Raw genomic sequence first — 26,589 nt, forward strand, 5'->3', positions numbered from 1 at the left:
GCGCTCGGGCAAACACCCGAGCGCTGCGCGTAGAGTCGCGCCATGTCCCAAAAAACGCCTGACAATCAAACTCCTTCGCCGAATACCCAGGATCTCCCCGAGATCCTCGAAACGGTGGAGGAGGTGTCTCCCGAACGTAATGCTTTAGACCGCTTAATTGCACGGGGCGGCCGTGCCGTTTCCTGGCTCGTGCTGGTCGCGATGGGCATCAGCGTCGTCGAAGTCTTTATGCGCTACGGTTTCAACAACCCCACCTCCTGGGTACACGAAACCGTCGTGTTTCTGATCGCCGTTATCTTTGTACTGGGCGGCCCAGCGGCCATGGCGCGCAATAGCCATATCCGCGTCAAGGTGCTTTACGACAGCGCCGGGCCCAGGTTGAAATGCTGGATGGATCGTTTCAACGACCTGCTCACTCTGATTTTCTGCCTGACGATGAGCTATGCCGCCTTTCATATGTTCTGGGGAGCTTCGCATAACCCGCTCGGTGAGTGGTCGCTGGAGCGCTCCGGCACCTCTTGGAATCCGCCCTTTCCCGCTATGGTCAAGGGCATGATTCTGTTTGCTCTGGTGTTGATGACGCTACAGGCCTGCCTGCATCTGTGGGAATCGATTAAAGCGAAACCCGCTGCCAACATCGAGGAGGCGCGCTGATGGATATTTCAACCGCAACGATCCTCATGGTCGGGGCCATTTTCGCGCTACTGGTCACCGGTCTGCCGCTGGCGTTTATCACCGGCTTGGTAGCGATGGCGTTCACCTTCGGCTGGTTCGGCGAGGCGGCGCTGCCCCTGGTCACCAGCCGCGTTTATGGGTTTATCACCGAGTATTCGCTGGTGGCGGTGCCCATGTTCGTGTTGATGGCATCACTGCTGGATCGCTCCGGAATCGCCAAAGACCTGTTCAACGCCATGCGCGTCTTCGCCGGTCGCCTGCCAGGTGGCGTGGCGGTGCAGACCATCGTGGTAGCGTTCTTCCTGGCCGCTCTTTCGGGCATTATCGGTGGTGAGATCGTGCTGCTTGGGATTCTGGCGCTGCCCCAAATGCTCCGCCTGGGCTACGACAAACACCTCTCTATTGGGGTGGTGTGTGCCGGGGCGCCCTGGGCACCATGATGCCGCCCTCAATCGTGCTGATTATCTACGGTCTGATCGCCAGCGTATCGATTGCTGACCTGTTCGCCGCAGCCGTGACGCCAGCGGTGATTTTGATGGGTTGCTACATTGCCTATGTGCTGGTGCGCTGCCTGAGAAATCCCGCACTGGGCCCGCCGTTAGATAGAGATACCCAGGATAACCCTTTCGCCACTAAGCTGGACGCGGTCAAGGCCATTCTGTTACCAGGGCTGATCGCTTTTTTAGTGCTGGGCACTATCTACGGTGGTATCGCCTCGGTCACCGAAGCCGCGGCCATGGGTGTTTTCGGTGTACTGCTCGCCACTATTGTTCGCGGCGAATTCACCCCGGGTATGCTGCACCATAGCCTTGGGCAGACCATGAATACCTGCGGCATGATCATCTGGATCGGCATCGGCGCCGCCGCCCTGGTGGGCGTCTATAATTTAATGGGAGGCAACCGTTTTGTTTCGAGCTTGATCCTGGGACTCGATGTAGCGCCCATTGTGATCATTCTGGTGATGATGGCGATTATGCTCGTGCTGGGGCTATTCCTAGACTGGATCGGGATCGCCATGCTGGCTCTGCCGATCTTTCTACCCATCGTTATTCAGCTCGGTTTCGATCCGATCTGGTTCGGCATTCTATTCGCCGTGAATATGCAGGTATCGTTCCTGTCGCCACCCTTTGGGCCCGCCGCCTTCTACCTTAAAAGCGTGGCACCGCCGGATATCAGCCTCAAGGATATTTACCTGTCCGTACTACCCTTTATGGCCATTCAGCTGTGCGTACTCGCGGCGCTATTGATGTGGCCGCAACTGGCCATTTGGCCACTATGATGACCGCTACACTATTGACTGACTCTGCATAAGGAGACCGCCATGCGACTGATTCAGTGTGACCACCAGGGCCAGGTTCGCGCCGCCCTGGTCGAAAGCGAAGAGCAGGTCAGACTGCTCGACTGCGACACCTACACCCTGGCCAATCGGGCCATTGCCGCCGGCAAGCCACTTAGCGACATGCTGACGGAAGCATTGACCGACACACGCCTGGATTATCAAGCGCTGGTCGACACTAAACAGTTGCTACCCCCGCTGACCCATACCGACCCGGCCCACTGCCTGGTCACCGGCACCGGCCTTACCCACCTGGGAAGTGCCGATACCCGCTCGGCAATGCATGCCAAAGCCCAGGCCGCGGAGGAGGATATGACCGACTCCATGCGCATGTTCAAGCTGGGCGTGGAGGGCGGCAAACCCGATGCAGGCCAGGTAGGTGCACAGCCGGAGTGGTTCTACAAGGGCGATGGCCAGTGCGTGGTGGCGCCAGAAGCGGAGATTCCATCCCCCGCCTTCGCCGAAGATGCAGGCGAGGAGCCTGAGTTGGCGGGCCTCTATGTGATTGGTGATGACGGCCAGCCCTGGCGGGTCGGCTACGCCCTCGGTAACGAATTTTCTGATCACGTGACCGAGCGCTTCAACTACTTGTGGTTAGCTCACTCCAAGCTACGCGCCTGCAGCTTTGGTCCCGAACTGTTGATCGGCGAACTACCTGATCATCTGGAAGGCACCAGCGCTATTCATCGCAGTGGTGAAACAGTGTGGGAGAAGCCCTTTCTCACCGGCGAGGCCAACATGGCCCATAGCCTGGCCAACCTGGAATATCACCACTTTAAATACCCGGGCTTCCGCCGCCCCGGCGATGTGCATGTGCACTTTTTCGGTACCGCGACACTGAGCTTCGCCGACGGCATCAAGGTGCGCGAGGGCGATCGCTTCGAGATCAAAATCAATGAGTTTGGTCGCGCCCTGCGCAACCCTCTACGGGTGGAAGCAGACGCACCGCCCATCAGCGTAAAGTCGCTTTAACGTACTCTAACCACCCCAGCAGGAGGAAGTATGACTCTGGAAGGTAAACTACTGATCGGTCAGCAGGCCATTAGCGGCCAACAGGCTGACATTCATGCGGTAAATCCCGCCACCGGCGAAACGCTGGCGCCCGCCTACCCCGGCGGCAGCAAGACCGAGGTCGAACAGGCCTGCGCATTAGCCGAGGCGGCTTTCGATAGCTATTGCGAGACCTCCTTAGAGGCGCGGGCCAGCTTTCTTGAAGCCATTGCCGCCGAGATCGAAGGGATCGGCGATGAGCTGATCGAACGTGCCATGGCCGAAACCGGCCTGCCCCGCCCGCGTTTAGAGGGCGAACGTGGACGTACCTGTGGCCAGTTGCGGCTGTTCGCCTCGGTAGTGCGCGCAGGTGAATGGCTGGATGTACGTATCGATCCGGCCATGCCCGATCGTCAGCCGCTGCCCCGCGCCGACCTGCGTCAGCGCCATATCGGCCTGGGCCCGGTGGCAGTGTTTGGCGCCAGCAACTTCCCGCTCGCCTTTAGCGTTGCCGGTGGCGATACCGCCTCCGCACTGGCCGCCGGCTGCCCGGTAGTGGTCAAGGGCCACTCTGCCCACCCCGGCACTTCTGAGCTGGTAGGTCGCGCCATTCAACGCGCCGTTGCCAAGTGCGAACTCCCTGAGGGCGTTTTCTCGCTGCTGTTTGGCTCGGGCCGCGAAATCGGTCAGGCGCTGGTTGCCGACCCTCGCATCCAGGCAGTAGGCTTTACCGGTTCACGTAACGGCGGCACGGCGCTCATGGCTACCGCCCAGGCGCGGCCGCAGCCGATCCCGGTTTACGCCGAGATGAGCTCCATTAACCCGGTGTTTCTACTTCCGGAAGCCCTCAAGGCACGCGGTAAAGCGATTGCGGAGGGATTTGTCGGTTCACTCAACATGGGTGCCGGGCAGTTCTGCACCAACCCGGGGCTAGTCATTGCGGTTCAGGGCCCTGAACTGGACGCCTTTGTTGCGGCGGCCGGTGAAGCAGTTAAGGGCAGTGCTGCCCAGACCATGCTGACGCCGGGTATCCATGATGCCTACCAACAGGGCGTAGGCCGACTCGCCAGCCACGCCAAGGTGACCGAGGTGGCACGCGGCCAGGCAGGTGAGACAGCTCACCCCTGCCAGGCCGGGCTGTTCGTTACCCAAGCCGAGGCGTTTCTGAGCGACCCCGCGTTACAGGAAGAGGTGTTCGGTTCGACTTCATTGGTGATCGCCTGTGCTGACACCCAGGAAGTGGCCCGCGTTGCGGCTCAGTTAGAAGGCCAGCTCACCATTACGCTGCAGATGGATGACGGTGACTTGGCGACTGCCAAGCAACTGCTGCCGACGCTGGAGCGCAAGGCCGGACGTATCCTGGCCAACGGCTGGCCGACGGGTGTAGAAGTGTGCCACGCCATGGTGCATGGCGGCCCTTATCCTGCCACCTCGGATTCACGCACGACCTCAGTAGGTAGCGCTGCGATTTTCCGCTTCCTGCGCCCAGTGTGCTATCAGGCGCTGCCGGAAGGGCTACTGCCCGACGCTATTCGTGATGGCAATCCTGCAGGAGTATCGCGCCTGGTCGATGGCAAGCGTGAATAACGTAATAAAGCCAGCGATGGCTTCACGATAGTCTTATAAAACAGACTTACGAACTAGCGCAGCGAGGCCATATTTGCCTCGCTGCGCTTATTTCATAGTAACTGACAGACTAGGGCCTGTTGACGTTTCACTCGCGGCCGCGCTGGAGCCCGTTTTTATTCGCGGCAAGGCAGGAGGAGAGACGTTTGGTGGTTCCAAATGAACGACGACTAACGCCGCCGCGGATAAAAACGGGCCCAGCCCTTCGGGTTGCCCACAAAGCGCGCCATACGGCGTTGCAAAACTTGAAAAGGGAACCACCCTTCCCAGCGTTTTGCGCCTTGTCTGACGTGCTTTGTGGGGCAACGCGGTTCGCGATGAAACGTCAACAGGCCCTAATACACTTCCTGATTTATGCTGCTGATAGCGATAAGCTTTAATCAAAAGCGGTGAGCACCATAGTAAAATCACCGCAATGCCAAGCCCCGCACTGATTGGTCTTGCAAAGAAGCTCGTTAAGTCACCACCGGTACGCAACATTGCGCTCATGAAATTATTCTCAACAACGGAACCCAACACTAACCCAAGAATGGCTGGCGCCATTGGAAAGTCATTCACAGCCAATACATAAGCCACTAGCCCTACAATAAGCATTAACCAAATATCCACAACGCTATTATTGATAGCGAAAGCCCCCACAATGCAAAAGCATAATATTATGGGCATTAGTACCCGGCTGGGTGTTAGGATGAAAAACTTTGAAAGTCGGATAGCCATATAGCCAATAGGTAGCATCATCAAATTAGCTAAAATAAACACCATAAACAGCGCATAGATCAATCCACTCCCATCCATAAAAATAGTGGGCCCAGGATTCATCCCTTTCATGTATAAAACGCCAATGACGATGGCAGTAATAGAGTCACCTGGAATCCCAAAGACTAAAGCGGGCACCCATGCACCACTGATACCGGAATTATTAGCGGAGCTTGCATCCATGATGCCCTCTATATTACCGGTGCCATATTTGGCACTCTCTTTTGACCTACCCTTTCCCACACCATACGAGATCCAGGCCGCAATATCTGCACCCGCGCCCGGCAGTGCACCAATCAACGTGCCGATTGAGCTACCACGTATCATGTTACGCCAGTAACGTTTAATATGCCCAGGTACATTGTGGAAGACACTATCGTTATCGACGATACTGATTGTTTTCTTCTCAGATTTTGAAGCGTAATAGCTCATCAGTTCATTTAGAGCAAACATACCAATCATAACGGGTATAAAGTTAATACCGGCCATAAGGTCGGGCACTCCAAATGTAAAACGTGGAGCACCACTCATCATATCAAGCCCTACGGTTGAAAGCAGAATGCCAAAAAGAAGTGAGAGGAATGCTTTTGTTCTAGAACCAACTGAAATAAAAATTGAACAGCTTAACCCGAGCACCGCAAGCCAAAAGTACTCAAATGCACTGAACTGCAGCGCTACCTCAGCAAGGGATTGAGCCACAACAATTAAAACGATGGTGCCAAAAATACCGCCAAAAACAGAACATACTAAATTAATACCTAAGGCCTCTCTTGCCCTGCCTTTTTTCGCTAATGCGTAGGACTCCCCTACATAAGCAGCCGATGCAGGCGTGCCCGGTATATTTAGATAGGTACCCGGAATATCACCCGCAAGATCGCCATCGCCGATGTCGTTACAATGGCAGCAATAGCCGGGATGGTATCCATGTAGAAAGTTAAAGGTACTAATAGCGCTACTGCCATTGTCGCAGTAAGGCCGGGGACTGCACCTACAAATATACCAAACAGTGAAGCCGCTAAAATAACCAGCAAGGTTTCAAAGTTTAAAACCAGCCCAACCCCATTCATTAAGATATCCATGGCAGGCTACCCCCTAATAGAAGACCTTGCGGCAATGGAACGAGCAAGTAGCGCGAGAAGATAAAATAAATAGCTGACGACACTGCTAGAGATGTTGCCAATGCTATGTAGGGTGATGTTTTCTTAATAACATCAGCAAAAACATAATGATCATTATCGTCAACATTGCACCAAGGTAGTCGCTTGCCAGGATATAAAAGACAATCGATACTGGTGGCAACAACATTGCCCAATTCTTTTTCTCAGGCAGTGAGCCAGCTAGGGATGGACTACCGTGTGCTTCTTGCGCGACAGCTTTTTTTCTAAGCCATAATGCATTCAAGGCAAGTACAGCCCCACCGAGGCAAAATCCCCCCCCTATGAGGGAGGGGAAAAGCGAAGGTCCATACTGCAGGCTTGGTAGAGTAGGAAACTGCTGGGCAGTAATGATCGTAACAATCCCAGCAATAACGAACGCTATTCCGGCGAAAAAATCCCGCATTGTCATTCCTCAGTTAGCTAAGCCAACTTGTTCAACAATTTCACCGAATACGCTATCCATATCTTCCATGAGTTGGCCAAACTCTTCCGCGTTACGCCACTCGGTACCAAAACCTTGCTGACTCATAAACCCTTGATAAGTATCACTGTTGTAAGCAGTCTCTAGTGCTGATTCAAGTGTTGCTACTACTTCTGGATCCATGCCTTTAGGCCCTGCAATTCCACGCCACTCGCCCACTTGATAGCTACTACCGATTAACTCATTAGTGGTGGGAACATCAGGGAAGCTGGGTATACGCTCTGGAGACATTACCGCAAAGCTCTTAACGCGACCGGCCTCGATCATTGAGCGGGCTTCAGGCACCGAGCTTGGTACGATATCAATCCCCCCAGACACCAGCTCAGTCATCGCTGGTGCTGCTCCTTCACTAGGAATCCAAATCACTTGGTCGGCGGGAATACCTTGATCCATCAAAAAGCCAGCAAAGGCTAGATGCCACACACCGCCTTGGCCAGTACCCGAAGCAGTAAACGTGCCTTTAGGTTCAGAGCGTATCGCTTCAAGGAGCTCTTCAAGGGTTTCATAAGGAGAGTCGGCTGCTACCTGTATGCCTGGAAAGTCGTAGTTGATTTGAGCAATAGGCGTAAAATCTTCATACGTAAGGTTAGTTAAACCCAACCAATGCATCATGTTAACTTCGCCAGTAGCCAAGCCAATCGTATAACCATCCGGCTCAGCATTAATCATGGCGGTATGACCAACAACGCCACTGCCCCCTGTTCGGTTGACAACATTGACGTTCTGCCCCAGCTCTTCTTCCAGAGCACGGGCGATAGTTCGCGCCGTCGCATCAGTGCCACCACCAGCAGCCCAAGGCACAATCAACGTAAGGGGGCGTTCGGGGTAATCCGCAAGGGCAGAGCCAGACGCTGTCATAACAGCTGCGGCTATACTTGAAGCAAAAATAGTTTTAAGGGAATGGTTTGTAATTATCATATTCATTTTCCTTTAGTAATGTATTGCTTACAATTAATTATCATTTTTGGAACTGCATGCTTTATTACTTTACGTTTTTCTTGTCAAAGACCTCCTTTACGGACTATTAAGTGGACAGAACTCTATTTATCAGAAAGCTTCTTTGAGCATGTCATAAAAGTCTGCCTTAGAGGGCGCGCGCGGATTGGTCGCCGTGGAATGATCTTCCAATGCCCACTGAGCCAGTTGATCCAAGTGCTCTTCCATGACGCCCATTTCGCTCAAGCCAGCAGGCATCCCCAATTTCACATTGAGCTTTTCAAATGCTTCAGCTAAATCGTCACTAGGGTTGAGGCCCATCGCCTCTTTGAGACGAGCAAACTTTTCCTCACAGCCGGGCTGGTTAAATCTAAGCACAGTCGGCATCAACACAGCATTGAGCGTACCGTGATGAAGTTTTAACTCGTGCAGGCCGCCTGATGCATGGGATAAGGAGTGCACCGCTCCCAGCCCCTTCTGAAAAGCCATGGCGCCTTCAAGGGCCGCCATCATCATTTCATTTCTAGCCGTTAAGTTTTCTCCGTTTTCAACTGCCTCTACTAGATATTTGCTAGCGCGCGTCAGCCCATCTAAAGCAATCGCTTCAGCCGGAGGATTCACTTTGGGGCTTAAAAAGGTTTCAACGCAGTGAGCAATCGCATCCATACCCGTGGCGGCAGTCAAAAAAGGTGGTAGACCTAGCGTCAAACGAGGATCACAAATAGCGACCGAAGGAATCAGATAAGGAGAAAGAAAGCCAAGTTTGCGATTGTCTTTCATGGTAATCAATGAGGCTCTTCCCACCTCACTACCGGTTCCCGCCGTTGTCGGTATTGCTATTAATGGCAGCACATCGGCTTTAATTTTTGTCACGCCGCCTTCAATCGCAGCGTATTGGCGTAACGGCCCAGGATGATTAAAAAGTAAGGCGACCGCTTTAGCTAAATCAATGCTGGAACCACCGCCAATGGCAATAATGCCATCACATTTGCTTTCACGCAGGTAAGTAAGCGCTTGCTCTACCGCTACTTCCGTAGGGTTGGACGGCGTATCATCGAAAACACATGCGCCATCATCAAGCTGAGCAGACTCAATAACGTGTGTGATAAGAGGGGTAGCACTGAGCCCCTTATCAGTCACAAAACAACGGTCGTTTTATCTTCAGCAATTGCAGCTCATTGGCTAATTCAGCAATAGCGCTTTCACCGAACTGAATTTTTGTTAAATAATTGATTATGTGGGGCATTGTCATTTCTCATTATTGTTTTGCTCGTGAACCCAGCAATCTCTTCACTCAAGGTGTCATACAGTATGACTGCGTGATAACAGTCTAGTAATGTATTTTGCAGCTGCCAAGGCCTTTACAAAAAACGCCTAGCAAAACTGTGAACGGCGGCTCAAATATGGGCATGTTCACGCTGCCCATCCACCAAGCGGATTACCTTCAGGGGATTGCTCTCCTTCAGCGCCTCCGGCAGCAAGGCCATGGGGAGATCTTGGTAACACACAGGCCGTAAGAAGCGATGGATGGCCGCGCCGTATCCAAATCACATCATCCATCTGCGGCGTAATCGTGAGCTGGCCTTCCAACTGAGCCGCAATCGGCAATTAGCTTTGTGCGCCGCGTGTATGAAAGCAATCTAGACTAGATGACCATTGCGCTCAATGAACATTATATAGAACAATAGTCTAATCGACGTACGCGGCCGGCTTGCTAGAGTGCACCCACAATGATCGCTTTTAAGCTTGCGCCTGACCCTTGCAACAAAAGCCCAATAATCAGCTTGAGGTAAACGATGAATCTCATTAATTCCCCGTCAGTTATTATTCATCTCAATCCGCGGGATAACGTAGGCGTTGCCTCAAAAGCAGTTCCAAAAGATATACCCATTGATAAAAAGGGCACGCTTGCTCAAGAAAATATTGATGCGGGCATAAAGTTGCGCTCACGCCTATCAAAAATGGTGAGGCCGTTTTTAAATATGGCCAACTGATTGGGCTGGCTGCACGGGATATTAATCCTGGTGAGCATGTGCACACCCACAACCTCACCATGATTGAACTTAGTTCTTCATTGGAAGATTTTCAGCCCCATCAAAAAACCGTCACCGTTAGCCATTCACGGACGTTTCAAGGCTACCAACGGGCTGATGGTAGCGTGGGAACGCGTAACTATATTGGTATTCTCTCTACCGTGAACTGTTCTGCCACGGTGGCTAAAGCCGCTGCGGACGCGCTCAATCAGTCTGGGAATTAAGCCAAATGGGGTTCGATGGTGTAGTGGCCATTACCCATGGTTCTGGTTGCGCCATGAATACTGACTCAGAAGGTTTTGCCTTTCTTGAGCGTGTTATCGCAGGGTATGCCCAGCACCCCAACTTTGCTTTTGTACTCATCATTGGCCTGGGTTGTGAGACCAACCAGGTCAAAACATTAGTCAAAAGAAAGGGGTTGGAAGATGCCTCGCGGCTGGCTTACTTTAATATTCAAGACGCGGGAGGGACACGCACTAGCATCAAAACGGCCTGTGATCACATCATGCAAATGGCCACCCAACACGGCCAACAGCAGCGTGCACCTGCGCCCCTTGAGCACTTAGTGGTTGCATTGCAGTGTGGCGGGTCAGACGGCTACTCAGGTATTACCGCGAACCCAGCTTTGGGCCATGCCGCCGACCTTATCGTGCAACATGGTGGCAGCGTTATACTCGCCGAAACCCCCGAAATCTATGGCGCTGAAAACCTCCTGATAGACCGCTCCATTAATGAGAACGTCGCCCAGAAACTACTCGACCGGATTACCTGGTGGAAACATTACACTGAGATAAATGGCGCTGAGCTAAACAACAACCCTTCCCCAGGCAATAAAGCGGGTGGGCTATCAACTATCCTTGAGAAATCATTGGGCGCAGTAGCTAAAGGCGGAACGTCGAGCCTTAACGACGTGCTGCTGTATGCTGAGAAGATGACCACGCGCGGTTTTAACTTTATGGATAGCCCTGGCTATGACCCGATTTCGGTCACGGGTCAAATCGCCTCCGGTTCTAACGTAGTCTGCTTTACCACTGGGCGAGGTTCAGTCTCAGGCTTCAAACCCGCCCCCTGCCTTAAGCTCGCAACGAATACCTCCATGTATGAGAAAATGCATGAAGACATGGATATAAACTGTGGCGTTATTGTTGATGGCACTGACAGTGTAGAAAGTGTTGGAGAGCAGATTTTTGAGCGCATTATTGCCATCGCTTCAGGTGATATGAGCGCCAGCGAATCATTGGGTTACGGTAATAATGAATTCGTTCCCTGGCTGGTAGGTGCCGTCACCTAAATTTCCATTAGAGAGCCATTAACTGACTATGACAAAAACGCTGCGCGACCAACTCTACACGGCTCTTAAGCAGAGTATTGTTGGGAAACGTCTTGAACCCGGTTTAGTACTGCTTGAGGGAAATATAGCGGAGCTGTTTGGTATTAGCCGCTCGCCCGTTCGGCAAACATTAAGCCGGTTGCACGAAGAGCAGTATATCTGCCGTTTTGAGGGGCGCGGCTATTTAGTAGGCGCATCGCCAGGTGAGGTAGTGCGACGTGCGCTCAGTGAGCATGATTTCAAACAACTTGGCCATGCCCCAAAAGTAGACCGTATCGTTTCTTGGCGGGCGCATATCGACAGCGTTGAGCATGACATCGTTTTATGTTCGATTAAGGGTGCGTTTGAACTCAATGAGCTGCAGCTTTCCAAAACGCTTAATGTCAGCCGCACAGTCACTCACCAAATCTTGCTCTATTTACAGTCTATCGGTTTAGTCGAGAAGATTAAATATAATAGCTGGAGCGTGGTGCCTCTGAATGATCAGCGGTTACATAATCTTTATGAAGCACGTCGCCAATTAGAACCTTATATGATTGCGCGATCCACAAAACATATGCCAGAAAGTGCCATTAAAGGCTATATTACCAAACTCAAACACGCTGCTGAGAGCTATCCTGATATAAAGGGGGAGCTACTGGATGAGTTAGAAAATGACCTCCATCATGCCGCCGTTAGTTTAGGTGATAACCAGGAGGTCATGAATATGCTCCGGCGCACGCATCCTATCTTATTAGTCAGTAAACACCTGCTTGGACGAGTATTAAAGCTTCCCGATCAAGATCCTTTCTTCGATGAACATTTATGGATATTTGAAAAAATGCGCCTGCAACAACCTGCGCAAGCAGGCAAAGCCTTGGCAACCCATTTAGAGCGTTCAGAATCCAAGGTACTCGACCGGCTGATTAACTTCCGAGAATCAGGTGATATCGATATACCGCTTTACCTGCGCTAACAACCAAATAACGAACGTGGATGCCCCATCACGCTGGAACGTAGCTGAGAAACGTAGCTGAAATCTTGCATGAGATATAGAAACGCACCGCCCCTTCTCTTCAATGGCTCATCTAGATAGAGGAACTAATAATGACAACGTCACGTACTATCGGATTTATTGGCACGGGCATTATGGGTGCGCCGATGGCAGCACGCTTGGCACATGCAGGACACCAAGTGCTTGTCTGGAATCGAACAAAAAGCAAAGCCAACCGTTTAGAGTCGGTGGGTGCCACCATCGTAGAAAAGCCCGAAGAAGCCGTTGCCGAAAGCGATGTCGTTATCGTTATGCTTAGCTCTGGGCCTGTGTGTGATGAAATGCTGTTGGGCCCTAGCGGCCTACTCAATGCCATGCAGCGTGACGCCACACTTATTGTCATGAGTTCAATACCTGTCGAAACCGCTCGCCGTCAAGCAGGAGAAGCCGCCAAGAGCCAGATTAATTACCTTGATGCGCCGGTTTCCGGCGGTGAGCAGGGAGCGATCGACGGCACGCTGGCCATTATGGTGGGTGGCGATGCCGTAAGTTTTAAAGCAGTAGAACCCATTCTCTTATCTCTCGGCAGGCCCGTTCATGTTGGCCCTGCAGGTAGCGGGGAACTTGCTAAGCTCGCCAATCAAATGATTGTGGCCAACACCATTGCTACCGTGGCAGAAGCCATACTATTGGCAGAACAGGGCGGGGCAAACCCCGAGCGAATGCTCAGTGCGCTTGAAGGTGGGTTTGCTGACTCGACCATTTTGCGTATACACGGGCAGCGTATGATTCAGGAAAACTTTACCCCGGGTGGGCCAGCGAAATGGCAATTGAAAGATACCCAGACCGCGATGGCTTTTGCCGACACGCTACATCTTAAGCTACCGATTTCGTCATTGGTCAACACACTTTTTGAAGAGCTCGTCGATCAAGGGGATGGCGAGTTAGACCATAGCGCCTTAATCAATCAACTCAGACGGCGCAATGATTAAGAGAGCCTGACAACAACAAATTTAGGAGAATAAATACAATGAGCCACCATTACGACGTGCAGGACATTACTCAATTCAGCACCGCTTTACTTGTGGCAGCCGGGCTCGAAGAAGAAAAGGCTCAAGCAGTTGCCGAGATACTCGTCGAAGGCGATTTAATGGGACACACGACTCACGGGCTTCAGCTACTATCCCCTTACCTTGGCGAGATTCAGTCTGGCCGGATGCCTGTGTCAGGTGAGTATGAGGTAATCTCCAAACGCGCTGCCGTGCAGACATGGGATGGTCGTTATCTTCCCGGCCCCTGGTTGATCATTAAAGCGATGGAAACCGCCGAATTGATGGCTCGCTCCTGCGGCACAGGGACAGTCGTGATTCGATGCTCAAATCATATCGCCTGCTTGGCAGCCTATCTGAAACGTGCCACTGATCAAGACCTCGTGGTGGTGATCGAATCATCCGATCCGGCGACTAAGTCGGTTGCCCCGTATGGCGGTTTGCAAGCGACCCACACCCCTAACCCTATCGCTGTGGGCTATCCGACGGCTTCAGGCCCGGTTCTGTTAGATGTCAGCACATCCATTACCACTAATGGCATGGTCGGCCGACTTCACAAACAAAACAGCCAACTGCCGTATCCGTGGCTTAAGGATCACCAGGGCAATGCGACCGATCAACCTAGCGTGCTGTTCGATGAGCCTAAGGGGAGCATCATGCCAATTGGTGGGCTTGACCACGGCCACAAGGGATATGCGCTGGGCTAATGGTGGAAGCCTTAACGTCTGGGCTCGCTGGATTTGGCCGTGTGCAGGCGCCTGCACAATGGGGTGCCTCGGTCATGGTACAGATCATGGATCCCGAAGCCTTTGGTGGGCTTGACGCCTTCAAACGCGAAACTGGCGCTTTGGTGGATGCTTGCCGTAACAATCCTGTTGCGGAAGGTAGCCCTCCAGTACGGATTCCTGGCGAGCGCGGACTTGCCCTCCATAAGCGTTATGCGCAGGAGGGCGTGCCTCTTCCAGACGGTGTTCCCGAAGCTCTAGCCGATTGGTCGGAACGTCTGGGGGTTACTTTCCCTCGGGCACTGCAATAACAGCCGCTCATGCAAAGGTCTAGTGGGCGATATTCAGGTGTGGTGAACCAACTCATCAGAGGCGACTATGAAACAAGAACGCATCGGATTCATTGGGCTCGGCTTAATGGGCAAGGAAATGGCCGACATATCGTACGTAACGGTTATCCGCTAACGGTGATGGCCCATAGGAATCGATCCCCCCTTGAAGCGCTATGCAAGGAAGGCGCGACAGAAGTTAGCACTCCCGCAGAGATGGCAAGAAATAGTGATATTGTTTTTATCTGCGTAAAGACATCCGAACAGGTCAACGAAATCGTCAGCGGGGCTGACGGTTTAATGGCCGGAAGCCACGAAGGGCTTATTATCGTCGACTGCTCTACAGCTCATCCCGAATCAACTGAGCGCCTTGCGAAAAACGTAGAACATCAAGGGGGGGTACTCGTTGACGCGCCTTTAGCACGCACGCCTCGTGAAGCCAGAGATGGACGACTAAATGTCATGGTGGGTGGCGATGCCTCCACAGTGGCGCGTATTACGCCGGTCATGGAAAGTTTCGCAGAAAACATCTTTCATGTGGGTAAGGTTGGTTCAGCGCATAAACTGAAACTGATTAATAATTTTCTCTCGTTAGGGGCTGCTGCCCTAGTCAGTGAGGCGGCCACTATGGCGGCTGGCATGGACGTTTCACAAGACAAACTCCTGGAAATTTGCTCACAAGGGGGAGCCAACAGCGCGATGCTCGCTCCCGTTATGGAGTGGGTACTGCAGAAGGAGTGCACAAAGTTACAGTTCAGTCTTGGTAATGCTGAAAAAGATATGCGCTACCTGACTGAAACGTTAAACGCCTATCAGCTAGCCCCCCATATGCTGCCACCGCTTTGCGAGTTTCTTACGTTAGCTCGAGACGACGTGGGGGAAGATAGTTTCGTTCCCCAAGCGTATGACAGCTGTATAAAACGCAATAAGATCGTATCCGATTAAGGCCACTAAGATAGCTTCTTGGCTACCTCATATTTCCAGATAAAGCCTTCACTCGATAAACGCTTCGGTAGCCTCACGATGACCGTATAGAAACGCATCGGCGACCTGGCGCAGCGGGGCCACATCCACCTCGCTGTGCCCGTTGGCGATCAGCTCGGCAAAGCGCGCATATAAACCTTGATACTCGCGCTCCTCCTCTTCAATGATCAGTTCATCGTCGATGACCAATCGACAGCCGCCCTGGGTGAGACTCAGACGGTTGCCATCGCTGTCGATATGCATATCCCAGGTTGGCGGGCCGCTCTGGAGGAAGTCGAAATCGGCCTCGATCGCCGCGCCTTCTGGATCAATAAAGGATAACTTTGCCGCAATCGGAGTTTGCGCGTTACTCGGTACCAGCAGCCGCGCCCGTTGCAGAAAGAACGGTTGGGGCAGGATTTCAGTCGCAATCGACAGCGCGTTAATACCGGGGTCAAAAACCCCCATGCCACCGGGCTGCCAGATCCACGCCTGGCCTGGATGCCATACCCGCACGTCCTCTTTCCACTCGATCTCAACCCGCTGAACCTGGCGATCGGCTAACCACTGCTGGGCCTGAGCCACGCCGGGGGCAAACCGCGAATGCCAGGCGGCAAATAGGCTAACGCCCTGCTTCTGAGCGCAGGCAATCAAATCCTCCACTTCGCTTAACGTCGCCCCTGGCGGCTTCTCAAGCAGCACGTGCTTGCCACGCATCAGCGCTGCCCGCGCCTGGGAGTAGCGCAGGTGCGTCGGCGTGCAGATTGAGACGGCGGTGATTTCAGGGTGGGCGTCTAGCATCGCTTCCAGGTCTTGATAGGCGGGTAGTTCCGGCAGCGAGGCATGAGGATCCGCCGTGGCGACAAGATGGCAGTTTGGGGTGGCGGCTATGGCAGGAAGGTGCTGGTCTCGGACAATTTTACCCACGCCCACTAGGCCGAACTTAAAGCCAGAGCTAAAGCCAGAGTTGAAGTCAGACATACGCTTGCCTTTGTTTTTAACCATTGAAAATGGGTTCAGGGGGTGGTGTGGGGCAGCTCAACGCTGCGCCCTAATGAGCTAACGCTGTGCTCAAGCCCTAGCGCTGCGGCGGTACCTGCCAACACCGCTTGGGACGCTAAAAACGCCTCCCGGGGGCGGCGCAGCCGGATGCTCTCCATCAGTTGACGGTGACGCTCCAGGCTCTCTTCAGGATCTGGGGCGTTCTCGTTGGACATGGAAATCAGCATGTAGATGGAGGGTCGCAGGATATGCGATAGCTGCGCCCAGACAATATTGTGGGTCGCCTTGAAGATCGCCTCGTGAAAAGCGACATCACACTCACTGTGCAGCCGCCGCTCCTCTTCGCAGGTGGCATTGCGTAGATTCTGCCCTAGCCCTTCAAAGGCTTCTTCGATGGCGACTAAATCACGCGCCTTGGCCCGCTTGGCGGCGGTCATCGCCACATAGGGCTCAACGTCCAGACGGAAGGCAAGAATCTCGCGCTGAATATCCGGGTTGGGGGCAGCGTAGCGGGTCAGCCAGTCAGTCACCTGGGCATCAAGAATATGCCACTCTGAGTATTCGCGCACCTTGGAACCATGACCAGAAATCCGCTCAATAATCCCGGCATCGACCAGTTGGCGAAGATCGCTACGCACCGCTGAGCGATTGATCGCAAAGCGTTCGCATAGATCCATTTCTCGGGGTACTAAGTCACCGGGGTGATAGCGCCCACCAAAGATCTCCTCGGCGAGATGTTCGGCAATACTGGGGCGAGCTACTGGCTTACTAGGAGATGACGTCACTGCGATAAGGCCCTATTTCGATTCCTGTCAATCATACCGTACTTGACCGGTCGACTGTTATCGACGGCGTAGCATCGAGCCCCGCCCGCTGTTTCAGTTCCAGCCGCCGTTCATAGAGGCCTTTAGCACCCAGTGTGCCCAGCACCAGAACGCCGCCAACCATGGCCATTGGCGCGGGCTGTTCGGCCAGAATCCACCAGGCCAACAGCGTGCCTATCACCACTTCCAGCAGTATTAGCAGGCCCACTTCGGCGGAGGGCAGATAGAGCGGCCCACGCTGCAGTAGCGTCACGCCGCAAGGCACAATAATCAGGCAGAGCAGGATAACGACAGCAAGCTGGTTGGCTGCAGGCAGGGTTGGTTCGCTGCCCGCCAGCCAAAACAGCCCTGCGGTGCTACCCACAATAAGGCCGTTGAACACCAGCATCGGGCTCATATCCACCCCCGGCCGCGTACGGCAGAGGGTAAAGTTAATCGCCAGGGTCGTTGCCGCCATCAAAGCGAAAGCGTTTCCGACCCAAGAACCTGCGCCCGCGTCATCGAGGGCGATCATGGCGACACCCACCATGCACAGCAATATCGCTAACCAGGTACGCCTTGGCAGACGCTCCTTGAGGATGATCCAGGAGAGCACGGCAGCGATTAACGGCGAACTGGCCAGTATCATCAGTACGTTGCCCGCCTTGGTGTACTGGTTGCCCAGCACGAAACCGCAGGTGGTCAGGCTGAACAGCAGCGCCACGGCGATACCCGTCCAGCCGCAGCGACGGTAGGCTGCCAGCGTGCCACGGCCATAGCGCATCAGGGCGATCAGTAGAAAACCTAAGCCCGAAAGAAAGCCACGCCACATCAATATCTCGGCATCGGGCAGATCGGCCACTTTAATCAGCAGGGCATCCGGGGCCATGATCAGCGCCCCGCCAGCGGTCAATAGTAGTCCCTGCTGGCGATGCGATAAGGTACTCCAACGAATCATCTTTAGTATTCGCCTCTTCAGTGATTATCCCTGGGCGGATGCTGGCGAGCCACATCGCGGTACTTGGTGGCGGGTTCCAATGTCATACCGCGGTCCAGCGGTTCGACCATGCTGCGCTGGATCTCCTGCCAGGGCGTCTGGTGGCCAGGGTAGCGGTAACCGCCCTGCTGGGCTAAACGCTCCCGGCGGGCTTCCAGTTCACTGGGTTCGATCAGCAGCTGCACCTCACCGCGCTTGAGATCGACCCGCAGACGGTCGCCACTCTCCAGCAGCGCCAAGCCACCCCCGGTAGCGGCTTCCGGGGAGGCATTGAGAATCGACGGTGAGCCGGAAGTACCCGACTGGCGACCATCGCCCAGGCACGGCAGCGATTCGATGCCCTGTTTGATCAGCGCCTCCGGCGGCTGCATGTTAACCACTTCGGCACCGCCAGGGTGGCCTACCGGGCCAGCACCGCGCATTACCAGAATGGTACGAGCGTCGATGTTGAGCGCTGGATCATCAATGCGGGCGTGGTAATCCTCGGAGCCATCGAATACCACCACCTTGCCCTCAAAGGCTTCCGGGTCATTGGGGTCATTCAGGAAGCGTTCGCGGAAATCCCGCGAGATCACGCTGGTTTTCATCAGCGCCGAGTCGAATAGATTGCCCTTGAGATTGAGGAAGCCCGCATGATCCACCAACGGGTCGCTATAGCGACAAATCACGTCAGTGTCTTGAGTTTCACGGCCCTGCAAATTATCGCCGATGGAGCGGCCATTGACCGTTAGCGCCTCGCCGTGCAGCTTACCGGCAGTGTGTAGCTCATGGAGGATCGCGGGCACACCACCGGCGCGGTAGAACTCTTCGCACAGGAAAGCACCGGCAGGCATTACGTTGGCCAGCAGTGGAATTTCATGGCCCAGGCGCTGCCAGTCATCGTTATCCAGCTCAATGCCTGCATGGCGGGCAATCGCATTGATATGTACCGGCGCATTGGATGAACCGCCCAGTGCCGAGCACGCCACGATGGCGTTCTCAAACGCTTCCCGGGTCAGAATATCCAGCGGGCGCAGGTCTTCCCACACCATATCGACAATCCGCGTACCCGTGTCGTAGGCCACCATTGCGCGCTCTTTATAGGGCGCAGGAATCACCGCCGACCCCGGCAGGCTCATGCCCAGGACTTCCGCCATGGAATTCATGGTAGAGGCGGTGCCCATGGTGTTGCAGTGGCCTATCGAAGGCGCTGAATCGCTGGCGCGGGAAAGGAACTCTGCGTAGTCGATATCCCCAGCTGCCAGCCGCTTGCGAAGCTCCCAGATAATCGTGCCTGAGCCCACCCGCTCGGCGCCACGCCAGCCGTTAAGCATCGGACCACCGGAGAGCACAATGGCCGGAATATTCACCGTTGCCGCGGCCATCAGCGCAGCCGGGGTGGTTTTATCACAGCCGGTGGTCAATACCACGCCATCTAGCGGGTAGCCATGGAGCACTTCCACGATGCCCAAGTAAGCGAGGTTCCGATCCAGCGCAGCAGTGGGTCGGCGCACGTTCTCATGAATAGGATGCATGGGAAATTCAAACGGCACGCCACCTGCGGCGCGAATTCCGTCTTTAACCCGCTTGACCAAGTCAATGTGGTGGCGGTTGCACGGGGTTAAATCAGAGCCCGACTGGCAAATACCAATGATCGGCTTACCGCTGGTCAGCTCATCCAGAGTAATACCGTAATTGAGGTAGCGCTCAATACATAGCGCCGTGGTTCCGGGGTGATCAGGGTTATCGAACCAGTAGCGTGAACGCAACTGCTCAGGAGTTATTCGCTGAAAATTGGCCATGGTTCCGCTCCACGCCTAAAGTAAATATACAAGTCGGCAGGCGCGCTTTAGGCACTCAAACTGCCCACCAACACTAACGATGAAGAAAGCTTCCTAAAATGTAGGGAAGAGTTGCCATGACGGTACGCGTTCTTACCCGCGGCGTCGATACATACAAAAGTATATGTTGAACATATACCAAAAACGTTAGACATTCACCTAAGGGAGCGGCACTTACACCTCTATAAGCGAGTGCCGCTTACACACAACAACAATCAACCACGCTGCAGCTCGCTAGGAATATCCCCTTAGCGTAGCGACCTGCAGCACGCCAGGAGAGTGACGACTATGCACCATCTTTGGAAACGCACCCTATTAATGACCGGCGCTACACTGCTCAGCTCAGGCATTGCCTACGCGCAAACGCCTGACCTTTCCGATCCGCCAGAGATAGAGGGCGGCACCGTGGGTGACCACGGCAGCGTCACTCTGCGCATGGGATTGGGCTTGGCGGAAAGCTCGCCTCAATATATCTCTAGCCAATACTTTGCGGATATTCTCGACCAGCGCAGCGAAGGGCGTATCAGCGTTAATATCTTTCCCAACAGCCAGCTTGGCGATGACGTGCAGATGATGGAAATGCTGCAAACCGGTACGCTGGATATGACCTACCCTTCCTCTTCACCCGCCACAGGTTATGTCGAGGAGCTGGCAGTCTTTGACCTTCCTTTCCTACTGCCTACTCGGGAAGCGGCTATAAAGGCCATGCGTAGCGATGCTGCCCAGGAGATGCTTGATGCCTTCGATGGCACTGGTCTAAAAGCCCTGGCATTCTCTGAAAACGGCTTCCGCCAGCTCTCCAATAGTGCTCGTGAAGTCGCTTCACCAGAAGATGTGGCGGGCCTGGACGTTCGTGGCTTGTCTATTCGCACCATGGAGAACCCAGTGCACCTGGCTATTTGGGAAGCGCTGGGCGCCAACCCGACCCCGATGGCATTTGGTGAACTCTTCTCCGCCATGGAACAAGGCGTTGTCGATGGCCAGGAAAACCCTTGGAGCACCATCCTGACCTCCAACTTCTATGAGGTGCAGGATTACGGCTCCGAAACCCGTCACGTTTATACGCCCTTCATCAAGATGATCTCTCAGCGTACCTGGGATCGCCTCGATCCAGAGTATCAGGAACTTGTTCAGGAAGCCGCGCTGCAAGCAGCGGATTACGAAATCCAGCTTTCCAGCGAGTACGACGACTGGGCACGGGATCAGCTTGAAGAACGCGGCATGCAAATTACCCGTCTTAATGACGAGCAGATTGCCGCTTTCCAGGAAGCCGTGCAGCCGGTTTACGAAGAGTGGGCACCACGCATCGGCGAAGATCTCGTGACTGAATTCCAAGAGATTGCTGAATCGACAATGACCGAGTGATCCCATCCCTGCCGCCGAATAAAAAAGGCGGCAGGATTAATTGGGTAGCATGAGAATTAAGAAGCGTCCGAGAGGCGCTTTTTAAGCTGCATATAGGTGCCGTAGTGACGGTCGAGGTGGCGCCGCATGGCTGCCTCGGCCGCATCTGGGTCACGAGACTCTATCGCTGCGATGATTTCGGTATGCGCAGCGGTAGCCGCTTTGTCTTCGTCCTTCTGTTGCAGTACCAGCGCGCGGCGATCGTCCAACCACTCAGAGAGCGCCACATGGATAGCATCGAAAATGGGGTTACGACCAATGCTGGCCAACACGCCATGGAAGTCATTATCAGAACGTTTAAAGCGTGCTTCATCACCTATTGCATCGCGATTATCCGCTAATGCATCGCGCAGCCTCGCTAGATCCTCTTCACTGGCATTACGCGCCGCGTAGCGAGCCAAAGATATCTCGAACATGGCCCGCGCTTCCTGGAAATACTGTTGACCATCGGGCTTAGAAAGCAGCTGTCGGGTTACCCCAGAAAGCCTGGCCATCACCGCCTCAGCGGTGGGACGAATTACCCTGGCGCGGGTACCGCTGTTGATGGCGATAAGTCCTAGCTGTTGCAGGTGGAACAGTGCTTCACGCACCGCGGGTCTGCCAACACCAAACTGCTCCATCAACTCCCTCTCTGAAGGCAGTTGATCGTTTTCACTCAGCCGCCCCTCGAGAATCTCCGCCTCAAGCTGCTCAGCGACCTGTTCCGATAGCGTTTTACGCTCGATCCGGTATCTGCTCATAGGCAGTCACCCCTGGTTAACCTGGAATTTTCCGCCATTTTACTGCATTTCTGGTCATTATCCTTCAAACCAGCCGAGAGAGCGGCGCTATTTGGTACTGCTCGGCAATCTCGGCATAGGCGATTTGATTGGCAGAATCGAGCGGAATGCCTTCGGCGTCGCGCTGGGCCTGGCAGCGCCATTCGCGATCCCCAGGTGCCATTACCTGGGTATTGGGTGCAGCAGGCTGGGCGCGTAGGTCGGCTAGATACTCGGCCATTCCTTGCGCAAAAGTGCCTGCATCCACAAACGCATCCGGTTGCATGACCAGGAAGAAGTGCCCTACACCGCGTGGCGTCGCCATGTCTGGCCCACCCATGGGCAGCAGCTTAAAGCCATGCTGCATACCCGACAGCATCGAACTCAGAACCTCAACCATGCCACCCAACCCCGCGCCCTTGAAGCCGAAGCCGCTACCACCCAGTGGTAACAGTGCGGCCACTTCACCAGGAACGCGGCTTACCTGCCCGGCAGCATCCGCCGCGACCTGGTCTGGCAGTTCACGCCCAATCGCCCCGTACTGCTGCACGCGATTCCAGGGCACCGAGCTGGTCGCCATATCCAGCAGGTAAGGCGACTCGCCCGCCACCGGCGCCGCAAAGGCGATGGGGTTGGTACCGTGAAAGGGTTTGGCGCCCTCATGCAACAGCACGAAAGGATCCGAATTGCAGAACGCCATGCCGAGATAACCGCGCTCAGCCGCTGCCAACGCATAGCACCCCGCCGCACCGAAGTGCGACGAGTTGCCCACCGCGACGGCGCCCATCCCCACCGTCTCGGCCATCGCCATGGCGTGCTCCATGGCGGTATAACCTGCAAGGTGCCCCAACCCGTCGTCAGCATCCAGAAAACCGGTCGCCGCCAGGCGCTGGTGGAACTGCATGTCGGGCGCGCCGTTGATCCGCCCGCCCTTGAGCGCCTGCAGATAGTGGGGCAGCAGACGCAGGCCATGGCTGTCGGTGCCCATACGTGAGGCGGTAATCAGCGCGCGAGTGACCGCGTTTGCTGATGCCTGATCAGCACCTGCCGCCTTCAGAACGGCTTGCATGAAGCGGGCAAGGTCTTCGCGAGCGACGCGAAAATTTGACGACGTATCTCTCATTAATCGATAGCTCCTGGTTTCAGTCGGGCTACTGGCTGACCATTGGCCAGCCCCGGTAATGCTTAACGATAAATCAGTGTTGGCAGCCACAGCGAGATAGCTGGAATGAAGGTAACCAATAGCAATGCGATGACCAGCGGCACCAGGAACGGCAGCGTGCCACGCATGCATTTCTCGAAGGAAATTCCGGACACTCGCGACAGTACATACAGCACCATGCCTACCGGCGGCGTTAACAAGCCGATCATCAGGTTTAGCACCATGATCACGCCAAAGTGCACCGGATCGACACCCGCAGTAATGGCCACCGGCAACAATACCGGCACCAGGATGGTGATCGCCGCGATGGTCTCCATAAAACAGCCCACCAGAATCAGCACCAGGTTGATGATGATCAGCGTGGCTATGGGGTTATCGGCAAATGGCCCGAGCAGGGTCACGACATGCTGCGTGACTTGGTTGCTGGTCAGGATCCAGGCAAATATCGAGGCACCAGCGACGATCAGCAGGATCACGGCAGTGGTTTCAATAGTTTCCATGCTCACCTTGAGCAGGCGGCGCCAGGTCAGGCTACGATAAACCACTCCCCCCAGCACCAAGGCGTAGACCACCGCAGCAATCGCCGCTTCGGTAGGAGTGAAGGCCCCCGACATTATGCCGCCGACGATGATGACCGGTGTTAAGAGTGACAGGAAGGCGCGCTTGAACGTATGACCAAGCACCGGAAACGAGAACACCGCATCGCGGGTATAGCCGCGCCGCCGTGAAATGATCGTGATCATGACCATGAGTACCAGCCCCATTAACAGGCCCGGTACCAGGCCGGCGACGAACAACTGGCCGACCGACACCGAGGCCATTACACCGTAGATAACCATCGGCAGACTCGGCGGAATAATCGGGCCAATGGTCGAAGATGCCGCGGTGATACCCACCGAGAACTCCTCGTCGTAACCGGCATCTTTCATGGCCTTGATTTCAATGGTACCTAGCCCCCCTGCATCGGCGACTGCGGCTCCTGACATGCCGGAAAAAACAATGCTGGCGCCTACATTGACGTGCCCCAGACCGCCACGCATCCAGCCCATCAATGCCTTGGCAAAGTCAAATATCCGCACGGTAATACCACCATTGTTCATTAGGTTACCGGCGAGTATAAAAAACGGAATCGCCAACAGGGGAAAGCTGTCGACGCCGTTGATCATGCGATGCATCACGACAACATCGGGTACTCTGCCGGTCAGCAGCACATATAGCAGGCACGAGCCGGCAAGACTAATGGCGATCGGCACCCCCATCACCAGCAGGGTAAAGAGCGCCGCAAACAGGAACAGTAAATAGTGCTGGGTGGCGGCCAATGCGATACAGCCGAGTATCGCGACAGCCGCGACCAATGGCGGTACTATCGCACCGCCGCGCCTCACAGCCAGAATGTTGGGCATTGGGGTGATCTCCGAGAGAGTAGCGTGTTGGCGTGTTGTTATTGGGTATTGAGCAGTTCACTGGTGCCCGAGCGCCAGTGACGAATAGCCACCTCCACCCCTCTCACCAGCATGATGATAAAGCCCACCATCACCAAGTAGTAAAGCCAGCTTTTAGGGATATCCACCGAGGTCATCATGGCACTGGTACGATCAGCCAGTTTGAAGGTGATCCAGGCCATGCTGGCGAAGAAGGCAATATTGATCAGGTCTACCAGCGTCGACATCACGCGCCCCAGCCACCCCGGCATGTAGCGATAGAAAAATTCCACTGCGATATGCGATCCCTTTCGCACGGCCATGGTGCTGCCCATAAAGCCCACCATAACCAATAGATAGCGCGCCATCTCCTCCGTCCAGGCGATGGAATTACCCAGCACATAGCGGCTGAAAAACTGCATAAAGACATCCAGTGCCAGTAGCCAGAAGATCCCAAGCGTCAGGAAATCCTCCAGGGCATAGTCGTGAATGTTGAAGGAATCATCGTCGAGACCTGCAAGGCTGGTCTCGTCAGTAGAGTCAGTTTGGCTCATGGAAGGCTCCCGCTTCGCCCCACCCGAGGCTTGGGCGGGGCGAGTCTTGGTCTACGAAAAAAACGATCCCGGAAACGTACGGATTCTGGAAAACTCAGGCCTCACGGCATTACCGTCCGATAGTCTGATTACTGGCCGATAGCCTGCAGACGATCATAGGTTTCCTGATCCCAAGTCGCCGCTTCACCGTTATGGGCAGGAATCGTGGCTTCGCGGAAGGGTTCTATATCGACTTCGTTGACGGTCACACCCTGCTCTTCGAACCAAGCCACCAGCTCTTCCTCGGATTTCAAGATATCTTGAGTGATGCGCTCGCCGGCTTCGGTGTAGACCTCACGGAAAACCTCACGATCCTCCTCGGAGAGGCGATTCCACAATGGGCCACCGGCGATGGTGATTAGCGAATCGGTGATATGCCCGGTCAGATTGATATAGTCCTGCACCTCATGAAACGCTTTGGCGCGAATGGTCGGCAGTGGGTTTTCTTGAGCATCCACCACACCTTGCTGCAGCGCCAGATAAACCTCGGAGAATGCGATCGGAGTGGGGTTGGCGCCCACCGCTTCGGGGAACATCATGTACATTGGCGCATTGGGCGTACGAATTTTCAGGTCTTGCATGTCCTCCGGCGTATTGATCGGTTTGTTGGAGGTTACATGGCGACGCCCGTAGTAGTTCATGGCCAGCGGTACGTTACCGGTTTCATCCTGGTAGCCCTGGGCGATTTCTTTGAACAGGTCGCTATCGGCATAGGCCTGCCAATGGTCAAAATCGCGGAACATATAGGGCGCGCCAGCGATACCCACCGGGCCATAGAAACGACCGGCAAATTGGTTGCCGGTGTAGATCAGATCAACCGTGCCAAGCTGTAGGCCTTCGTTGATGTCCGACTCCTTACCCAGTGACGACGCCGGGTGGACACTGATCGAATAACGGCCATCAGTACGCTCCTCGATTTCATCTGCCGCCCACAGTGCCCACTCGTGGTAGGGCTCGGATGTCTCATAGACGTGAGCAAAGGTGAGTTCTTCTTGCGCATGCACAGCACCGGTCACTGAGAGACCACCGGCGATAAGCGTAGCGGTCAGCAGGCGGGCCATCTTAAGCGAGTGTTGGCGTTTGTGACTCATCGTGTACTCCTCACAACCATTGGATTTGTTGTTGGATAGTGTGATTTGCTGCTATTTATTGTGATGTATTTGGTTATTTTTTAAGCGGCGGCAACCAACGTAACCGATCATAGTGCTATATACGTGTCATACCACCAGCTTCAAACTTAGTTGGCTGCCCGCAATCGCGCAACTATCCA

At 54.5% G+C, this 26,589-nt stretch carries 18 protein-coding genes and 5 pseudogenes; 10 read left to right on the forward strand and 13 right to left on the reverse strand.

The window, feature by feature from the left end:
- Positions 1–42: 42 nt before the first annotated feature.
- From FDY98_RS17995 to FDY98_RS18010, 4 genes and pseudogenes are all read left to right on the forward strand, one after another.
- A complete protein-coding gene (locus FDY98_RS17995) occupies positions 43–654 on the forward strand; it encodes a TRAP transporter small permease subunit (protein ID WP_009287508.1) in 612 nt (203 codons plus the stop codon).
- Positions 654–1,954: pseudogene (locus tag FDY98_RS18000) on the forward strand (TRAP transporter large permease). Before FDY98_RS17995 ends, FDY98_RS18000 begins: the two are co-directional and overlap by 1 nt.
- Before the next feature lie 42 nt (positions 1,955–1,996).
- Entirely contained in the window at positions 1,997–2,983 is a 987-nt protein-coding gene (gene araD1, locus FDY98_RS18005) for an AraD1 family protein (protein WP_009287506.1), read from the forward strand.
- Between the two features lie 30 nt (positions 2,984–3,013).
- A complete protein-coding gene (locus FDY98_RS18010) occupies positions 3,014–4,588 on the forward strand; it encodes an aldehyde dehydrogenase (NADP(+)) (protein ID WP_009287505.1) in 1,575 nt (524 codons plus the stop codon).
- 405 nt (positions 4,589–4,993) lie between these two features.
- Here the strand turns inward: FDY98_RS18010 and FDY98_RS18015 are convergent.
- From FDY98_RS18015 to FDY98_RS18030, 4 genes and pseudogenes are all read right to left on the reverse strand, one after another.
- A pseudogene (locus tag FDY98_RS18015) lies at positions 4,994–6,462 on the reverse strand (tripartite tricarboxylate transporter permease); the annotation flags it as partial.
- 103 nt (positions 6,463–6,565) lie between these two features.
- Positions 6,566–6,943, reverse strand: coding sequence for a tripartite tricarboxylate transporter TctB family protein (locus FDY98_RS18020; RefSeq protein ID WP_340147039.1), 378 nt, complete (start codon positions 6,941–6,943; stop codon positions 6,566–6,568).
- 9 nt (positions 6,944–6,952) lie between these two features.
- Positions 6,953–7,879 (reverse strand): tripartite tricarboxylate transporter substrate binding protein, encoded by a 927-nt coding sequence (locus FDY98_RS18025; RefSeq protein ID WP_197029746.1) that lies wholly within the window; start codon positions 7,877–7,879, stop codon positions 6,953–6,955.
- A 189-nt stretch (positions 7,880–8,068) separates the two neighbouring features.
- Positions 8,069–9,203 (reverse strand): annotated as a pseudogene (locus FDY98_RS18030) (iron-containing alcohol dehydrogenase).
- A 550-nt stretch (positions 9,204–9,753) separates the two neighbouring features.
- On the opposite strand from FDY98_RS18030, the pseudogene FDY98_RS18035 reads away from it, so the two are divergent.
- The 5 genes and pseudogenes from FDY98_RS18035 (at position 9,754) to FDY98_RS18055 (ending at position 15,341) form a co-directional block, all read left to right on the forward strand.
- A pseudogene (locus tag FDY98_RS18035) lies at positions 9,754–11,281 on the forward strand (UxaA family hydrolase).
- Positions 11,282–11,309: 28 nt separating this feature from the next.
- Complete coding sequence (locus FDY98_RS18040; RefSeq protein WP_009287501.1) at positions 11,310–12,275, forward strand: GntR family transcriptional regulator; 966 nt, start codon at positions 11,310–11,312, stop codon at positions 12,273–12,275.
- Positions 12,276–12,406: 131 nt separating this feature from the next.
- A complete protein-coding gene (locus tag FDY98_RS18045; RefSeq protein ID WP_009287500.1) occupies positions 12,407–13,285 on the forward strand; it encodes an NAD(P)-dependent oxidoreductase in 879 nt (292 codons plus the stop codon).
- A gap of 38 nt (positions 13,286–13,323) precedes the next feature.
- Positions 13,324–14,378 (forward strand): annotated as a pseudogene (locus FDY98_RS18050) (Ldh family oxidoreductase).
- Positions 14,379–14,420: 42 nt separating this feature from the next.
- Positions 14,421–15,341: an NAD(P)-dependent oxidoreductase gene (locus tag FDY98_RS18055; RefSeq protein WP_340147040.1), complete on the forward strand. Its 921-nt coding sequence runs from the start codon at positions 14,421–14,423 to the stop codon at positions 15,339–15,341.
- 48 nt (positions 15,342–15,389) lie between these two features.
- Here the strand turns inward: FDY98_RS18055 and FDY98_RS18060 are convergent, their stop codons facing one another.
- Genes FDY98_RS18060 through FDY98_RS18075 form a run of 4 tightly spaced genes read right to left on the reverse strand, consistent with a single transcriptional unit; the run spans position 15,390 to position 19,942 of the window.
- Positions 15,390–16,340, reverse strand: a complete 951-nt coding sequence (locus FDY98_RS18060; protein WP_051052052.1) for a Gfo/Idh/MocA family protein — start codon at positions 16,338–16,340, stop codon at positions 15,390–15,392.
- A 35-nt stretch (positions 16,341–16,375) separates the two neighbouring features.
- A complete protein-coding gene (locus FDY98_RS18065) occupies positions 16,376–17,146 on the reverse strand; it encodes a FadR/GntR family transcriptional regulator (RefSeq protein WP_027956964.1) in 771 nt (256 codons plus the stop codon).
- 31 nt (positions 17,147–17,177) lie between these two features.
- On the reverse strand, positions 17,178–18,122 hold the full coding sequence (locus FDY98_RS18070; protein ID WP_027956965.1) for a DMT family transporter: 945 nt from the start codon (positions 18,120–18,122) through the stop codon (positions 17,178–17,180).
- A 17-nt stretch (positions 18,123–18,139) separates the two neighbouring features.
- Positions 18,140–19,942 (reverse strand): IlvD/Edd family dehydratase, encoded by a 1,803-nt coding sequence (locus FDY98_RS18075; RefSeq protein WP_009287496.1) that lies wholly within the window; start codon positions 19,940–19,942, stop codon positions 18,140–18,142.
- Positions 19,943–20,269: 327 nt separating this feature from the next.
- Here FDY98_RS18075 and FDY98_RS18080 point away from each other — a divergent pair, with 327 nt between their 5' ends.
- On the forward strand, positions 20,270–21,346 hold the full coding sequence (locus FDY98_RS18080) for a TRAP transporter substrate-binding protein (RefSeq protein ID WP_022521914.1): 1,077 nt from the start codon (positions 20,270–20,272) through the stop codon (positions 21,344–21,346).
- Between the two features lie 56 nt (positions 21,347–21,402).
- Here FDY98_RS18080 and nanR read toward each other — a convergent pair whose 3' ends face one another.
- The 5 genes from nanR to FDY98_RS18105 all read right to left on the reverse strand — a co-directional run bounded on the left by nanR (position 21,403) and on the right by FDY98_RS18105 (position 26,410).
- On the reverse strand, positions 21,403–22,125 hold the full coding sequence (gene nanR, locus FDY98_RS18085; RefSeq protein WP_022521913.1) for a transcriptional regulator NanR: 723 nt from the start codon (positions 22,123–22,125) through the stop codon (positions 21,403–21,405).
- 64 nt (positions 22,126–22,189) lie between these two features.
- Positions 22,190–23,266: an Ldh family oxidoreductase gene (locus tag FDY98_RS18090; protein ID WP_027956966.1), complete on the reverse strand. Its 1,077-nt coding sequence runs from the start codon at positions 23,264–23,266 to the stop codon at positions 22,190–22,192.
- A 62-nt stretch (positions 23,267–23,328) separates the two neighbouring features.
- A complete protein-coding gene (locus FDY98_RS18095) occupies positions 23,329–24,708 on the reverse strand; it encodes a TRAP transporter large permease (protein WP_027956967.1) in 1,380 nt (459 codons plus the stop codon).
- Positions 24,709–24,746: 38 nt separating this feature from the next.
- Positions 24,747–25,280 (reverse strand): TRAP transporter small permease, encoded by a 534-nt coding sequence (locus tag FDY98_RS18100; RefSeq protein ID WP_009287494.1) that lies wholly within the window; start codon positions 25,278–25,280, stop codon positions 24,747–24,749.
- 128 nt (positions 25,281–25,408) lie between these two features.
- Positions 25,409–26,410 (reverse strand): sialic acid TRAP transporter substrate-binding protein SiaP, encoded by a 1,002-nt coding sequence (locus FDY98_RS18105; protein ID WP_009287493.1) that lies wholly within the window; start codon positions 26,408–26,410, stop codon positions 25,409–25,411.
- Positions 26,411–26,589: the final 179 nt, after the last annotated feature.

The organism is Halomonas sp. PA16-9 (assembly GCF_009728585.1).
Classification (GTDB): domain Bacteria; phylum Pseudomonadota; class Gammaproteobacteria; order Pseudomonadales; family Halomonadaceae; genus Vreelandella; species Vreelandella titanicae.